Here is a 15,348-nt window from a genome sequence, read left to right as displayed (position 1 = left end):
TTCTATTTTTTCATCCTTCTCTCTCTAGACTTTCTAATCTTTATATCATTCAAAGAATGTTGCTTTTTTATCCAACGCAAATATTTAGATATTTTTTCATCTTCCTGAAGTTTTTCTATGGTATTAAGTCTTAGAGCTAATTCTCTATTGGAATATAAGGCATGTATCTGTCTATGACAGGGTATACAAAGCCTTGCAGTGGGCATGTCTTTGCCCCCTTCTTTTTTAGGTATAAGGTGATGAATTGTAATTTCTATACCCTTTCTCCCACAAAGCTCACAAATCTTCTCTTCAGAAAATTCCAAGCATAATCACTCCTAGTTGTTTTAATTTTCAAATTATTTGAAATTTAATCCATTTATAGTATAATATGTTATAATTATAGCAACATCCATTTTTTATAAATAATAGGAGGTTATTGGTTTGAAATCTAGTTATTTATCTAAAGGTAATACTTCAAATTTTAACTATAATAGAAATCATGTAATACTATTATGTATAATTTTATTCCTAGCAGCATTAGCTCTATCACTTCTTCCTTCAAAATCTCTAGATTCTACGAAGATAAATGAAGTAAACACTACATCAGCTAGAAAAACTTCTTTAAGCTCAGATGTGGAAACTATAGAAATATACAAGTCTGAGGAATTTAGGGAAAGCTCTATCTTAAAGAACTGGTATTTTAGAAAGACTGAAGATATAGATGTAATTTTTTCATGTTTAAATACTTCCAAAAAACAAATAGCACCTGAACCTTCCCAAAAAACTCAATACAAGATTATCTTAAATTATTTTGATGGTACAAGAGAGGTTTATCCCCTTTGGGTAGATATAAAAAGTAAAAAAGCTATCTATTTCCACAAATCCTATATATATATAGATGAAAACTCCACCTCAAAGCTTAAAGATATTATGAAAAATTTATAGTTTCATAACATTATAAAATTGTATTTAATCCCTATTTATTATATATTATGTAAACGAATTAGAAAAGGGAAGTAAATAATTTAGGATTTAGAATGAAGGGTAGTTTTTCTGGAAAAGAATTAGTACTATTTTATTTTTTCTATATTGTTTGAGTACTTTTTCAAAACTTCTTCCTTCATTTTTTTATAAGACTTGTCAAGTTCTTCTTCATTAGAATGAAATTTAGGATTTATATTTTTATTTAACTCAAATTTGCCTCTATACATATTTATAATGCCATATTGACCTTTATCATTTTTTTTCAGAAAAACTATATAATCAACGTTTTTTTCTAATGGTTCATATGTTTCATCTTTAATTATGGTATTAACATTGTGTTCTTCACTCTTTATTTTTTCTTTCGTAATAAATCCAGCTGGTTCAATAATTTTAATCATTTTACTGGAATCTAGAGAAAAATCACTTGGTTTTTTTACAACTTCTTTTATATTAAAGTCAAGCAAAGTATAAAAGTCAGCTATTGCACCATTTGACATAAAAGTTGTAATATGTTCTCTTTTCATAAATTCAGTTTTTGTATTACCAATTAGAATTAATTCAGCACCTTTTTCTAACTCCTCTGCGGATTCATACTTAATATAATTTGATGATATTGATACTTCTTTCACTTTATTTAGTTGGATATAGTTATATATTAATCCAATTCCTATAATAAGGGTTAATCCTAACATAACAGATTTTATTCTTTTCATAATTTTACCTCACTTATTAAATTGCCTAATTGATATATTAACATCTTATTATATGTAAAATATTTACACAATAGGTTATGATATGCTGTAAATCTTTTTATTACGATTCATATAAACAAAGCTTTAATAAAAAAAGCTCACCTTATTAAAGTAAGCTATGTTGCATATGAATAATTTTTAGTATAGTACCTTTATTTAGTAAAGGTAATTCTTTTTTTAGAAGGTTGAAAAGGAAACTGGAAAAATAGTAATATAAAATATTATAATCACTAAAATGTAAATTCTAAATTAAAAAAGTTGCAAACGTAAGTTTGCAACTTTTTATGGTGGACCTTCAGGGACTCGAACCCCGGACCAACCGGTTATGAGCCGGTTGCTCTAACCAACTGAGCTAAAGATCCATAACCTAGTGCTAAAATTCATTAACACATAAGTTATTATACTCGGCTTGATATATGGTGTCAATATGGTTTTAATGAAATATCCCATAGCAATTTTTAATCTATTTGCCAAGGAAAGCCACTAGATTTTCTATATATTCTAGTACTCCTTCAGAACTATGAACTTTTAATATATTCTCTAAAAAATTCGGGCTTTCCATGACTTTCATAAGTTGAGATAGAGCTTTCATATGACTTATGTGGTCTGTGGAGCATATGGCTATTATAACTTTTACAGGATCATTTTCACTATCACCAAAGTTTATTGGTTCTTTTAAGGTTACCAGGCTGGCACCAATAGCTTTAACTCCGTCCTCAGGTCTTGCGTGGGGCATTGCTATACCTGGAACTATCACTATATAAGGTCCCATCTCCTTTACGGTTTTTACCATGGCATCAATATAGCTTTCTTTAATGTAGTTGTTTTTCAATAGAAGCCCACCGCTTAACCTAACTGCCTCTTCCCAGGTTTTAGCTTCTAAGTTTAGCGCTATGCATTGTTTTTTTAATATATCTTGAAGATCCGGTTTAACCTCAGGTATTTTTTTACCTACACCTAACTGTAAATATTCTTTTAAATCATTTTTTAGCTTATCTAAATTGTTTATATCGGTACTTCCTTTAATAACTTCTATTAATTCATCAATATTTAGATTAGCTTTACCATTATCTTTACTATTTCCTTTTTTATTGCTATATAATTTAGAAAATATTAAGTTAAGTTCACTTATATTTTTTTCTGATAAAAATGGATTAACTTGAACGCACCTTATACCTTTCAACTTAAGAGGCACTGTGGTAATAATTACATCTACCGAGTGTTTATCTAAAGCCTTTTCTACTTCTCTATAAGAAATAGTATCTACTATATTTATATCAAATAAGGTTTGAAGCCTTGCAGATACCATTTTAGAGGTTCCTATGCCCGTGGCGCATACTACTAATACATCTGGTTTCTTTATATCTTTATCCTTATTATTTTCAATGGAAGCTTGAAAATGCAGCGTTAAGTACCCTACTTCTTCATCACTAAATTCCTTTAAGTACTTTTTTTCAATAAAGCCTATAGAGGTTTTTACAGCACTAAACACTTTTTTATAAGATTCCTTAATTTCTTCTATAAGTGGATTTTTAATTTCTATATCGTGAATTAATCTGTAAATAGCAGGTCTTAAATGTTGAAGCAATCCATTAAATAACTGTTTATCATGTTTTAAATAGCACCCTGTGTTATTTTCCATTTCTTCAATAAGCTTGGAGGCCATAATTCTTATCTCTAACCAATTATCCTTATCTAACTCTTCCACAGTGGTTACATTGCTTCCTAAGAGATGTATGGTTACATATCCTATTTCCTCTTCAGGCACAATTATATTAAATTTATCTTCCAGCATCTTTGCTATGGCAGAAGCTACGGAAAACTCTTTTATTTTTCTTAAGGCTTTAAGCTCTTCTTTATCCATAATTATATCTTTTCCTAGCTGTATCCTCTTTACTGCAATAGCCAAATGTATTAAAAGTGCATTAAAAGCATCATCGGAAAAAGTAGCTTCCATCTGATTCTCTGCAATAGATATACATTTTTCTATATAGGCTATATCTATATCTTTAAATAACTTATTGATAAATATATTAATATTAGTATTTTCTTTTTTGCAGAAATTTTCTTTTAATACTTCTAGAAGCTCTATGGTATCAAAGCTTTCATCAAATATTTTAGTGGCTGCTTTTCTTAGGTGCTTCTCTTCACCTACTGCTTTCATACCTTTTCCTCTTATGCTTTTAAGCTTTAAACTGTTTTTCTCCATCCATTCCTTACAAAATTCTATATCTTTTAATATAGTTCCTTTGCTAACGGATAGTTCTTCTGATAGCTTATCTATGGTAATGAAATTGTTATTTTGAAGGAGTTCACATATAATATATTTCACTCTTTCTTCTTGAGACATGGCATAGTCATAGTTATCTATATCATTAAAAACCGAGGATATCTTTTTAAGCTCTTGAGGAGAGACTTTATAAGATATACCCACACTAGGCTTTCTATCTAAAACTTCAAGCTTATTTTCACTTAAAAAATAGTCTATATTATCAAGATCATACCTTATAGTTCTTTCACTTACATGAAAGCTATCTGCTAGTTCTTTTGTGGTAACTGGATTCTTGGAATTTATAATAAAATTTAATATATTAGAATTTCTTTTATTAAGCAATATATCACCTTCTCTTTAAAAGGTTTTTATAAATTAAAAAGGAGAACCTTTTATACGTTGATATGCAAAATTTTATATTGCAAATTGGGGAATTGCAAATATACAATTCCCCAAGATGTGTTACATTTCTATGTTGTTTATAGCTTTAGCTTTTGTTTTAAGGAAGTTTGGTATTATAAGTGCAGCTACCATAACAGCTACTATTATAAATATACCTGTCTTTCCTAACATGTTGGATGCTTTTCCTAATACTATTCCAAGCACTCCAAAGTCAAAGTCACCAAAGGTTGTGTTTTGGAATCCTATAGATCCAAGTACTGGAAGTAATAACGCTGGGGCAAAGCTTAAAAGTAAACCGTTAACGAAGGCTCCTATAGTGGCTCCTCTTCTTCCTCCTGTAGCATTACCATAAATACCCGCTGTAGCTCCACAGAAGAAGTGAGGTACAAGTCCTGGTATTATAAGTACTCCGCCTAAGGCTCCTAGTATAACCATCCCTATTACTCCACCTATAAAGGAGCTTATAAATCCGATAACTACTGCTGTTGGAGCATAAGTAAAGAATACTGCACAGTCCACCGCTGGAATAGCATTTGGTATAATCTTTGTAGCAATTCCTTGGAAAGCTGGGATAAGATCTCCTAGGATCATTCTAACACCGTTATAAACTATAGTTACACCTACTGCAAATTTTAATGCACTCATTATAGCAAATAGTATTGGTTGTGTACCATCTGATAAAGTAGATACGAAAGCTGGACCTGCAGCTATAGCAGCTACTAGGTAAAATACTATCATGGTTATGGCTGTAGATATAGTGGTATCTCTTAAGAATCCCCATTGTTCTGGGATTTCTATGTTCTCTGTACTATCCTCTGGCTTTCCTACTAATCCGCCTACCCAAGAAGAGATGTAGTAAGCTAAGCTACCAAAGTGTCCCATAGCTATTTCATCACCATCAGTTACTTTAAGTGTATATCTTTGTCCTATTGCAGGTGATATAGCACTCCAGGCACCTAATATAAATCCACCAATTAAAATAAGTTCTGTTCCCTTCATGCCTGAAGTTCCTAATACTGCTGAAAGTAAGCAAGCCATGAAAAAGCTATGATGTCCTGTTAAGAATATATATTTATATTTTGTAAATCTAGCAATAACTATATTAACTAAAAGTCCTACTACTAGAATTGACATAGTTTCTACTCCAAGAAGCTTTTGAGCCACTGAAACTATAGCTTCATTGTTTGGAACTACACCATTAATATGAAAACCGTGTTCTATCATCTTTCCTAGAGGATCAAGGTTATTTACTATAAAGTCAGCACCTGCACCTAGCATTATATATCCTAATATAGGCTTAAGAGTACCTGTCATAATTTTATGAGCTGGCTTTTTAAGAGCTATAAGTCCTACAAGAGCCATAAGACCCATTAATAATGCAGGTTGTTTAAGAACGTCACGTAAAAATTCAAGTATTGCTACCATATTATTTCCCCCTATTTAATTTTTTCATATTTATTTTTAATTATGTCTAGCACATCTTCAGCGATTTTCTTTTTATTCACATAACTTCTAACCACTGCTACGTCCATGCCTTCAAACTGAATAGCCAGTTCTTTTACAGTAACTATAAGGTCTGCTTTCTTACCTTGAGCTGAGTTGAAATCTGTAGATTCTACTGTAGCATTGATGCCGTTTTCTTTGCAGATTTCTTCTACCTTCATAGCCAGCATCAAGCTGCTTCCTATACCGTTTCCGCATACTGTTAATATTTTCATAATATCCCTCCTAACTATATTGTTTATTTTGTATATAATTTAAAATACTTGTCTTATTGTCAGCGCTTCTTGCAGTACTTAAAAAGTCTTCATCTTCTATAAGCTCCATAAATTCCGCTAAAAGCTTGATATGTGAAGAGTTATCTACGGCACAAAATAGTATAACTAAATCTACTGGATCATATTCTTCATTTCCAAAAGGTACTGGATTTTCTAAAGTTATTAAACTCATCCCTATTTCTTTAGCTCCACATTCTGGTCTTGCGTGAGGCATTGCTAGCCCTGGGGCAATTACTATATATGCTCCTATCTTATTAACGGTTTCCACCATAGCTTCTATATATCTATGTTCTATCTTCCCGTCCTTTTCTAATAATTCTCCACCAATTTTAACTGCATCTTTCCAGTCTTGTGCTTTAACCTTTACTTCCACTGTTTTTTCATTTAATAATTCCTTAAGCATACTGTTCACGCCCCTCTGGTTCCCTTAAAGTACTGAAAATCCTAAGCTGGATGCATCTTTGAAGAATCCTCTTACAGTTTCCAAGGAGTATTCTCCTAGGTCTTTTCCTATATTATCTAATCTTCCAAGTACATCGTTGGTTACTGTGATAATTTCACATCCACATTCATCGGCTTCTATTATATTATAAACTTCCCTGCAACTTGCCCAAAGAAGTTCTACTCCTTCAACCTTTTTGCAGATTTCACTGGATTTTTTCATTATTTCTATAGGATTTGCTCCTGTATCTGCTATTCTTCCCGCAAATACTGAAACTATGTTTTTAACTCCTGGTTTAAAAGCATCCACTACAGCTTGTACTTGTTCCACTGTAAAAATTGCTGTTACATTAAGATGATATCCTTCTTGTGAAAGTTTCTCTATAAGAGGTACTGTAGATTCTCCTTTAGTGTTAGTTACAGGAATTTTAATATAAACGTTATCTCCTAAACTTCCGATTATTCTTGCTTCCTTTTCCATGGTTTCTAAGTCATCAGAAAAAACTTCAAAGGATACTGGCATATCAGTTATCTTTCCTAAAACTTCTTTAGCAAAAGCTTTATAATCTTTTATTCCAGCTTTTTTCATTAGTGAAGGGTTTGTAGTAAATCCGCTTACTATACCTTTGTTATATTCCTCTAACATGCCTTTTAAGTCAGCACCGTCTGCAAATATTTTTACTTTTAAATCTTTTATATTCATTACATCATTCCTCCTATGTAAGCTGTTTGTTCCTTGTTTGTATCTTGATTATATACGTTTACATCATGCCTATAAAGTTCATTATCTTTCCCCTTACTTGTGGCAAAAAAGTATTTGATATGCTATTAATTAGATTCTTACTTGGTTGAGAGCTATATACCTTTCAATAATTTTCAGCATAAAAAATAGCCTGACCTATAAGTCAAGCTATTTAGATATATGAAATTTGTGTAATGCACAAAAAAGCAAAAAATTTGCTCAAAGCTGTATATTACTTATTTTTGAGTAAATAAGTATTTGTAAAAGTAGTCTTATGAAATATATTCTCCTTTTGCTTCATTAAGCTCATAATTTCCCACTTTCCTTGCAGAAAAGAAGAATATTATCATTCCTGCTGTGGAAAATGCAATGCACCATAAAAGCATAGTGGAAACTCCCTTATAATCTATAAGGTATCCCCCTAAAAGGTTTCCTACCATTCCTCCTGCAGTGAGAGCCGCAGTAAATAAGGCTTGCCCCTTAATTTTATCTTCTTCCTTCATAACCTGATTAGCATAGTACACTGAAGCTGGGATATAAAGTGCAAAGGATAGTACTTGAAGCAGCTGACTTAGATGAATCATAACTACACTATGGGCGAAATAGAAGGCCACAGACTTTATAGTAAAGAATATTCCTGAAAGCTTCAACAGCTTATCAGCGCTGATTTTCTTTACTACCTTTGAAAATAAGAACATAGCAGGAAGCTCACAAAGGGCTGCAATGGCAAGGGAGATCCCCATATCTTTGCTATCTCCTCCCACATGGGTAATTATCTGCACAAGATAGGTATTTATCATATTGTGGAAGGCAAAAAGAAATACAACTCCTAAAAGTAATAATGAAAACATCTTATATTCCTGGAAGAAATATTTGTCTTTACTCTTCACAGGGCTTTTTTTCTGCTCTGGAGAACTATCAACATTCTTTATTTTGAACATATTCAGCATTAAAATCATAAATGCAAATAAAATCATGGCTGCTACTAAAATAATATTTTCTCCCTGCTTCTTTATTAGGTAACCTAAAATATAAGAGGCTACCGCAAAGGACAAGGAGCCTATACCTCTTGCTAGTCCAAAATTAATATTATATCCCTTATTTTCATAATAAACGCTGATTCCATTAATCAAGGGCATTAAAATACCTACTGCGGTGATAACTATAATGAAAAGGCCTGCTACTACAAGCTTAACGTTAGGTATAAAAAGTATAATCCCCAAAGGAGCCAAGCCTCCTAGGGCAATTAAAACCGCCAGTCTTTGTATGGTTATCTTATTAGATTTATCCGCAAATCCTGCGATAATTGGCTGCAACACCACGGAAAAAATATTTGCCCAAGCTATTAAGATACCAATTTGGCTAGCAGAAAATTCCCTGGAAAGCAAAAAAACTGAGGAATACACCACTATAGAACAAAAAGTCATCCAATAACTCCCCTGCAAGGCAGCATATTTCAAGGTCATTTTTCTTTCCAATTAAATTCCACCTTTCCAAAATTAATATTCTTCTATATCTAATAAATGTTACATGATACAAGCCATTAGTACTCTATTAGAATATATCATACCATAAATTATATGAAGATTAGCATGAAATTAAGAAATATATTCCATATATTTCCTCTTAATTTTTAACAAAAATATAACTGCCTTAATTATAATGAATATTACTATTACTATGCCTAATAGAATAATGCTTATCTATTGACAATGCCTATTTGATACCCTTTCGTGGACACATTATAATTAAAATGCATATATTCTATAATCATAGATTAATAATGTGTAATTTTAATTCAAGGAGGATTTTTATGAAATCTAAAAAGATAATTGCCTCTATATTAGCAGTTTCACTTATTTTTGCAGCAGGCTGCGGAAGCAAGTCTTCAAAGGAAGGCAAAGCTCAGGGAGGAAAAAAAGAAGGCGGTACCTTTATAATGGCTGTGGGCTCAGACCCAGCAGTATTAAATCCCCTATATGGTAATGACAGAACTACTATGACTATAAATAACACATTGTTTTCCCCTTTATTTATTGTAGAAGGCAGTGAGATTAAATACTATCTTGCGGAAAGCTTTAAAGCTTCTGAAGATTTCCTTACTTATACTTTAAAGTTAAAAAAGGATTTAAAATGGCATGATGGAAAAGCTATTACTGCGGATGATCTTATGTTTACCTTGGATAAAATCATGGATGAAAAACAAAACTCATTCCTTAGAGATTATTTAGTTATAGGTGACAAGCTTGTGCAATATAAGAAAGTGGATGATTTAACCTTAGAGTTTAAGCTTCCTACCGTTACTATGGCCTTTGTCTCTGCTATAAGTCAGATATCACCTCTTCCAAAACACATATTTGAAGGGGAAGCAGATATTGCAAAAAGCAGCAAAAATGAAACTCCTATTGGTTCAGGACCTTTCAAATTTAAGGAAGCTAAAAAGGGTGAAAGTGTAACCCTTGTAAAAAATGATGATTACTTTGGTGGAAAACCTCACCTAGATAGTGTAGTATACAGAGTACTTCCAGATCCTAACTCCTCTAATGTAGCTCTCCAAAATGGAGAAATTTCCGTTAAATACATAGAGCCAAAGGATGCAGAGAAGTTTAAGAAGGATTCAAAACTTAGTGTATATACCTATATTGAAGGTATGCTAAACAACATGGTGTATAACCAAAATAATGAGGTACTTAAAAAATTAGAAGTTCGTCAAGCTATAGCATATGCTATAAATAAAGATGAACTAGTAAAAGCAGCTTATATTTCTGATGAAAACGCTGAAAAAGCTTATTCAGTATTTACTCCTGATACCTTATATCAAACTAAGGATGTAAATAAATTTGATCAAGATATAAATAAAGCAAAAGAACTTTTAAATAAAGCCGGTGTAAGCAATGTTAAATTAAAGCTAGCTTACATAAACTCCAAAAAAGATATGGAAGCTCAAGCTCTTATAGTTCAGCAAAGCCTTAAAGAAATAGGAATAACCATAGATCTTATGCCTATGGAAAGATCCGCTTTCTATCAAAAGCTTACTAAACCAAAAGAAAATAAAGACTTTGATCTTGCCTTTAACGGATATGTTATGGGAAGCGAACCTGATTCCTATAGACCATTATTCCTTTCAGGAAACCCTAACAACTATGGTTCCTTTAGTGATACAAAGATAGATGAGCTTTGGAACAAAGGCATAGTAGAAACAGACAAGACGAAAAGAGCAGAAATATACACTAATATCCAAAAACAACTAGCTGAAGGTCTTCCACTGTACCCTATAGCTTACCCAAAATCTATAATAGCTGTAGACAAGCGTATAGGTGGAGTTAAAGAAGCGGAAACAGTTCCAATCTTCATGTTTAGAGACCTTTCCAAGCTTTACTTTACAGAATAAAAAAAATCAATTTGTCACTTGTCAGGTGCCAGTCACTTGGCAAGTGACAAATTAATTATCAAGGAGGTTTGTCATGGGCAGATATATATTGAAACGAGTGCTTCAGGCTATACCCATATTAATTATAGTTTCTGTAATATCCTTTTCGTTAATAAAATTAGCACCTGGAGATCCTGTACAGGCCTTTGTAACTCCTAAGATGAGCGCTGCACAGGTGGAAATGGTACGTCATAACCTAGGCTTGGATAAGCCTATATATATCCAGTACTTAAGATGGGTTTCAGGGGTTTTAAAAGGTGATTTAGGATATTCTTTAGTAAATTATAGACCTGTAACCGCTGAAATTTTAGGAAGAATTCCTGCTACATTATGGTTAATGGGAGTATCCTTAGTATTTTCAGTAATAATAGGTATAACATTAGGTCTCTTATCCGCCTTCCATAAAGGTAAATTTACAGACAGTATAATATCATTTTTTAGCTATATAGGAATATCCATCCCCTCTTTCTGGTTTGCAATGATACTTATTGTAACCTTTTCTAGCAAGTTAGGAATTCTACCTAGTGTAGGAATGAGAACTGTAGGTGTTAATTCCTTTTGGGATGTACTAAAACATACTATCATGCCAGCTCTTGTACTAAGCATTCAAAATACTGCTATAATCACAAGATATATAAGAACCAATGCTATTACTCAAATGAAGGAAGATTATGTGCGTACTGCGGTGAGTAAAGGACTTACTTTAAAAAGGGTTTTTACAAAACATGTGCTAAGGAACGTATTGCTTCCTATAGTTACTATATTAGGAATGTCTCTCCCTGATCTTATAGCAGGAGCTTTTATCACAGAAACTATATTTGGTTGGCCAGGCATGGGAAGGCTAGGAATAAACTCTATATTTAGCTTTGATTATCCACTTATCATGGGAATTACCATGCTATCCTCGGTGATGGTTATACTAGGTAATCTTATTTCAGACATACTTTATGGCATAGTGGATCCTAGAGTAAAGGCGGTGATATAAGTGGAAAATAAAAGTTCAAGGCATTTCTGGACATCTTTAAAGAAAAATAAGCCAGCCATTATTTCAATAATAGTACTTTTATTACTTATAGTAGCATGTACCTTAGCTTTTTTATCCCCTTATGATCCGAATAAGATAAGTGTTGCTGAAAGACTAGAAAACCCCAGCTTTAAACATCTTTTCGGTACGGATGATATGGGAAGAGATTACTTTACCAGAGCACTTTTTGGAGGAAGAGTATCTTTAATGGTAGGCTTTACAGCCATGATAATGGCCACTACCCTAGGAACCCTTATAGGGGCTATTAGCGGATATATGGGAGGGTTTATAGATAACTTTTTCATGAGACTTATAGATATACTTATGAGTATACCAAGCTTTTTCTTAATTTTAACTCTAAATGTATACTTAAAACCAGGACTTATAACTATAGTAATAATAATATCTCTGTTTAGTTGGATGACTGTAGCAAGGATAATAAGAAGTGAAACCTTATCCATAAAAGAGAGAGAATATGTTACTGCAGCTATATCTCAGGGCATAAAAACAAGAAAAATAATATTTAAACATATAATTCCTAATGTCTTTCCAAGCATCATGGTGGCATCTACCATAAATATCGCCCAAGCTATACTTATGGAATCTTCCTTAAGCTTTTTAGGACTAGGAGTTCAACAACCCAATGCTTCCTGGGGAAGCATGCTGCAAAATGCTCAAGGGTATATGTCAGAGGTGCCAAGCCTTGCTATTTTTCCAGGGTTATTGATACTTTTCACAGTACTTAGCTTTAATATATTAGGTGATCACATAAGAACAACCTTTGAACCCAAAACACAAGAAGGATAATTTGTAATCAAGCTTAGAGCCCTGCTATAATTAAAAATTTAGAATAATATAATGGCATACATAAGCATAAAATATATAGGTATAATATATTTTGTTAAGGGAGCTTTGAATATGTATGAAACAGACAAAAAATTGCTTTGCTTAGAAATAGCAGCCTTTGTTTTTACTGCTGTGATAGGTTCTATGCTGCATTTTACCTATGAATGGTCTGGACAAAACAGTTTAGTGGGACTTTTTAGCCCTATTAATGAAAGTATTTGGGAGCACCTTAAACTTGGCTTCTTTTCCATCTTATTTTTTAGCATTATTCAAAATTATTCTATTAAGGAAACTGCAAGGAACTTTTTTATAGGAAAGCTTACTGCTGCAGTGGTGATGAATATTATTATAGTAGTGGTTTTTTATGCCTATACCTATTTTACAAAGCATTCTATACTGGCAGTAGATATATCCCTTTATTTTGTAGCTGCATTAATAGGACATATACTTTGCTATAATATCTTAAAGTGCACTAAAGATATGAGGATACTTAATCTTATATGCTTTATAGCAATGTTTGCCCTGGCTTTACTATTCATGTGCTTTACCTACTATCCACCGGATTTTAAAATATTTCAAGCTCCCACTAAAATTAAGTAGCATTAAATGCCTATAAAAAATCAGGTGATAATTATAATTTCTTACCTCTGTAAGTTTATAATTATCACCTGATTTTTAATATTATTCTAACATCTGAACATTTATGGCCTGAGGGCCTTTTTCCTTTAGAACTATATCAAAGGAGACCTGCTGTCCTTCATTAAGCTCCTTATTAGAACCTTTTTCTTTAATTTGAGAATGATGCAAAAAAACGTCTTCGCCATCATTTCCAGAGATAAATCCATAACCTTTTTCATTGTTAAACCATTTTACTGTTCCTGTGTACATAACAAACCTCCAAAGCTGATTTTGATAGGATGTGTACTTTTATAATACCGTAAGCTTTGTATATCCTATCATAGGCTTATTATGCACAAAAACTCTTAAAATACTCCTTTTATATAATTAAGAATCTATCTTTTTATTTGGAACTTTTTTGTATAACTTTACTATATTATCAGTAATTTGCTTAGACTTCTCCGCAATATTTTTTCCTATATTAGTAACAGCTTCTGCAGGGGCTTTTTTAAGCTGAAGTTTTCCCAACTCTAGAAGTGGCTCTATAAGATTCATAGTGTCTTCGTAACCTGTTATTATCCTTTTTCTTACCCCTTCTGGAGTGAAGTCTAGCACTCCATTAAATACTCCCCCTTGCTCAGAACTAGGAATTATCTCTACTATTCTGGCATTAGGAAAATTGCTTTTGTCTACATAGTGTTCCCTAGTTAAATGCACTACAAATATTATATTACAGCCTTCTCCGTATAAAGGTTGTATGGGTACATTGTCCACCATACCTCCATCTACGTATTTTCGTGATTCTATTTCTTCACATTCATATACTGAAGGTAAAGCAGAAGTAGCAAACAATATACTTTTTATGGTGTCCTCATCATAGTCATTTAACCTAAAATACTTGGTTCTTATTTCTGGGACTTCAGTACAAGTAGCATATATAGGCATAGCGGAAGATTTAACCTTATTAAAATCTACATTAATATCTATAATATCTAAAAGTCCCTGTCTAGATACATTCCCTTGTTCTAAAAGTTTAGGCGAGTACTTCTTTATAAAATTAATATTTTTATTTCCTATAAATAGTTTTACACCTTTGGCAAAAAGCTCTTTATTATCTATGGGCAGAACCTTTTCCCTAGTGATATCCATCCATATGGATTCTGCTATGTCATAATTACCTTGGGCAAATAAAACGGCGTTTAGTGCACCTATAGAGGTACCGGATACCCCTTGGATATACTTGTCTATACCTAATTCTTTAAAAGCTTTCCAAACACCTATCTGATAAGCACCTTTACCGCCGCCACCTGCTAATACCAAGCCTATTTTCATTAAAACCCCTCCAATAAAATAAAGCTAGTCCTTGTGGATTAACTTTATAATACCATATAACAATTAAATATTTCATATAAAAATTTTAAAATATTTGGAAATTTACAGGATTATAATTTGCCTTTACTTTTAAATAAAAATTAGCATTAGTGGTTTTAATATATGGAATCAGCCAAAAGAATCCTATGCCTAAGGTGAGGATGCAGCATATTCCCCAAGCTAAAAAACTAAGCTGCAGCAAAAAGTAATCCCATTTATATCCCTGCATCATATTCTTACTTATTTCCATTACCTCTGTACTTGGGATTTCCGGGTTATCTGCCAAGATGAAAAACACTTGAGAGTAAGAAATACTAACTATTATACCTGGTATTATCAGGATAGATCCCCATAAAAGTATAAAAAGCATGCATAATAGGTAGGTTGCTAAAGTTCTACGAAAATGCCTAAAGCCTTGAAAAAGATGAGTAATCTTGGCTCTTTCATTCCGTGACAGCCTTAAAAAATATAGACTCAAGCCAAAGGATATTGGTCCTGGGATGAGTAGAAAAAAGACATTAGTTTTTTCACTTATTAATCCAGGTGCTGTGTATAAAGTTATAGCAATAATACAAACTATAGTAGATGAACACCAATGGTTACATAATGATGCCTTTGCACTACTCTTTAACTCTTCGCGAGTAAAATAGCCCTGTGATCTTTCCATGAAAGCTCCTTAAAGCGATATTATTTAAATATATATTCA

At 32.4% G+C, this 15,348-nt stretch carries 16 protein-coding genes and 1 tRNA gene; 5 read left to right on the top strand and 12 right to left on the bottom strand.

Annotation, left to right across the window (positions count from 1 at the left end; genetic code table 11):
• Positions 1 to 2: 2 nt before the first annotated feature.
• Positions 3 to 305, bottom strand: coding sequence for an HNH endonuclease (locus BUA82_RS18475; RefSeq protein WP_073012025.1), 303 nt, complete (start codon positions 303 to 305; stop codon positions 3 to 5).
• Between the two features lie 118 nt (positions 306 to 423).
• On the opposite strand from BUA82_RS18475, the gene BUA82_RS18470 reads away from it, so the two are divergent.
• Entirely contained in the window at positions 424 to 927 is a 504-nt protein-coding gene (locus BUA82_RS18470) for a hypothetical protein (protein WP_073012022.1), read from the top strand.
• A gap of 125 nt (positions 928 to 1,052) precedes the next feature.
• On the opposite strand, the gene BUA82_RS18465 is transcribed toward BUA82_RS18470, so the two are convergent.
• The 8 genes from BUA82_RS18465 to BUA82_RS18430 form a co-directional block, all read right to left on the bottom strand.
• A complete protein-coding gene (locus BUA82_RS18465) occupies positions 1,053 to 1,679 on the bottom strand; it encodes a hypothetical protein (protein WP_073012019.1) in 627 nt (208 codons plus the stop codon).
• 324 nt (positions 1,680 to 2,003) lie between these two features.
• Positions 2,004 to 2,080 (bottom strand) — tRNA-Ile (locus BUA82_RS18460).
• Between the two features lie 101 nt (positions 2,081 to 2,181).
• Positions 2,182 to 4,332 carry a BglG family transcription antiterminator gene (locus tag BUA82_RS18455; protein WP_073012014.1) on the bottom strand — a complete coding sequence of 717 codons (2,151 nt, stop codon included), beginning with the start codon at positions 4,330 to 4,332 and terminating at the stop codon, positions 2,182 to 2,184.
• A 120-nt stretch (positions 4,333 to 4,452) separates the two neighbouring features.
• Positions 4,453 to 5,817, bottom strand: a complete 1,365-nt coding sequence (locus tag BUA82_RS18450) for a PTS ascorbate transporter subunit IIC (protein WP_073012011.1) — start codon at positions 5,815 to 5,817, stop codon at positions 4,453 to 4,455.
• Between the two features lie 11 nt (positions 5,818 to 5,828).
• Positions 5,829 to 6,110, bottom strand: coding sequence for a PTS sugar transporter subunit IIB (locus BUA82_RS18445; RefSeq protein WP_073012008.1), 282 nt, complete (start codon positions 6,108 to 6,110; stop codon positions 5,829 to 5,831).
• Positions 6,111 to 6,120: 10 nt separating this feature from the next.
• Positions 6,121 to 6,573, bottom strand: coding sequence for a PTS sugar transporter subunit IIA (locus BUA82_RS18440; RefSeq protein ID WP_073012005.1), 453 nt, complete (start codon positions 6,571 to 6,573; stop codon positions 6,121 to 6,123).
• Positions 6,574 to 6,597: 24 nt separating this feature from the next.
• Positions 6,598 to 7,314: a transaldolase gene (locus BUA82_RS18435; protein WP_073012001.1), complete on the bottom strand. Its 717-nt coding sequence runs from the start codon at positions 7,312 to 7,314 to the stop codon at positions 6,598 to 6,600.
• A 311-nt stretch (positions 7,315 to 7,625) separates the two neighbouring features.
• A complete protein-coding gene (locus BUA82_RS18430) occupies positions 7,626 to 8,831 on the bottom strand; it encodes an MFS transporter (protein WP_083600024.1) in 1,206 nt (401 codons plus the stop codon).
• A 335-nt stretch (positions 8,832 to 9,166) separates the two neighbouring features.
• Here BUA82_RS18430 and BUA82_RS18425 point away from each other — a divergent pair, with 335 nt between their 5' ends.
• The 4 genes from BUA82_RS18425 (at position 9,167) to BUA82_RS18410 (ending at position 13,253) form a co-directional block, all read left to right on the top strand.
• Positions 9,167 to 10,744, top strand: a complete 1,578-nt coding sequence (locus tag BUA82_RS18425) for an ABC transporter substrate-binding protein (protein WP_073011998.1) — start codon at positions 9,167 to 9,169, stop codon at positions 10,742 to 10,744.
• 73 nt (positions 10,745 to 10,817) lie between these two features.
• Positions 10,818 to 11,768, top strand: coding sequence for an ABC transporter permease (locus BUA82_RS18420; RefSeq protein ID WP_073011995.1), 951 nt, complete (start codon positions 10,818 to 10,820; stop codon positions 11,766 to 11,768).
• Entirely contained in the window at positions 11,769 to 12,614 is an 846-nt protein-coding gene (locus tag BUA82_RS18415) for an ABC transporter permease (RefSeq protein ID WP_073011992.1), read from the top strand.
• Between the two features lie 111 nt (positions 12,615 to 12,725).
• Positions 12,726 to 13,253 (top strand): DUF6512 family protein, encoded by a 528-nt coding sequence (locus tag BUA82_RS18410; RefSeq protein WP_083600023.1) that lies wholly within the window; start codon positions 12,726 to 12,728, stop codon positions 13,251 to 13,253.
• Positions 13,254 to 13,334: 81 nt separating this feature from the next.
• Here BUA82_RS18410 and BUA82_RS18405 read toward each other — a convergent pair whose 3' ends face one another.
• From BUA82_RS18405 to BUA82_RS18395, 3 genes are all read right to left on the bottom strand, one after another.
• Complete coding sequence (locus BUA82_RS18405) at positions 13,335 to 13,541, bottom strand: cold-shock protein (protein ID WP_073011988.1); 207 nt, start codon at positions 13,539 to 13,541, stop codon at positions 13,335 to 13,337.
• Between the two features lie 117 nt (positions 13,542 to 13,658).
• The gene (locus BUA82_RS18400; protein ID WP_073011985.1) at positions 13,659 to 14,603 is read right to left on the bottom strand and encodes a patatin-like phospholipase family protein; all 945 of its coding nucleotides are present in this window, start codon (positions 14,601 to 14,603) and stop codon (positions 13,659 to 13,661) included.
• 85 nt (positions 14,604 to 14,688) lie between these two features.
• The gene (locus tag BUA82_RS18395; protein WP_073011982.1) at positions 14,689 to 15,309 is read right to left on the bottom strand and encodes a DUF975 family protein; all 621 of its coding nucleotides are present in this window, start codon (positions 15,307 to 15,309) and stop codon (positions 14,689 to 14,691) included.
• Between the last annotated feature and the right edge of the window lie 39 nt (positions 15,310 to 15,348).

The organism is Clostridium amylolyticum (genome assembly GCF_900142075.1).
Lineage (GTDB): Bacteria > Bacillota > Clostridia > Clostridiales > Clostridiaceae > Clostridium_AA > Clostridium_AA amylolyticum.
This window is presented reverse-complemented; position numbering and strand designations above follow the sequence as displayed.

Coding starts and splice junctions, on each gene's coding strand:
- BUA82_RS18465 (WP_073012019.1), bottom strand. CDS start 1,679: ATGAAAAGAATAAAATCTGTTATGTTAGGATTAACCCTTATTATAGGA.
- BUA82_RS18450 (WP_073012011.1), bottom strand. CDS start 5,817: ATGGTAGCAATACTTGAATTTTTACGTGACGTTCTTAAACAACCTGCA.
- BUA82_RS18445 (WP_073012008.1), bottom strand. CDS start 6,110: ATGAAAATATTAACAGTATGCGGAAACGGTATAGGAAGCAGCTTGATG.
- BUA82_RS18440 (WP_073012005.1), bottom strand. CDS start 6,573: ATGCTTAAGGAATTATTAAATGAAAAAACAGTGGAAGTAAAGGTTAAA.
- BUA82_RS18435 (WP_073012001.1), bottom strand. CDS start 7,314: ATGAATATAAAAGATTTAAAAGTAAAAATATTTGCAGACGGTGCTGAC.
- BUA82_RS18425 (WP_073011998.1), top strand. CDS start 9,167: ATGAAATCTAAAAAGATAATTGCCTCTATATTAGCAGTTTCACTTATT.
- BUA82_RS18420 (WP_073011995.1), top strand. CDS start 10,818: ATGGGCAGATATATATTGAAACGAGTGCTTCAGGCTATACCCATATTA.
- BUA82_RS18410 (WP_083600023.1), top strand. CDS start 12,726: ATGTATGAAACAGACAAAAAATTGCTTTGCTTAGAAATAGCAGCCTTT.
- BUA82_RS18405 (WP_073011988.1), bottom strand. CDS start 13,541: ATGTACACAGGAACAGTAAAATGGTTTAACAATGAAAAAGGTTATGGA.
- BUA82_RS18400 (WP_073011985.1), bottom strand. CDS start 14,603: ATGAAAATAGGCTTGGTATTAGCAGGTGGCGGCGGTAAAGGTGCTTAT.
- BUA82_RS18395 (WP_073011982.1), bottom strand. CDS start 15,309: ATGGAAAGATCACAGGGCTATTTTACTCGCGAAGAGTTAAAGAGTAGT.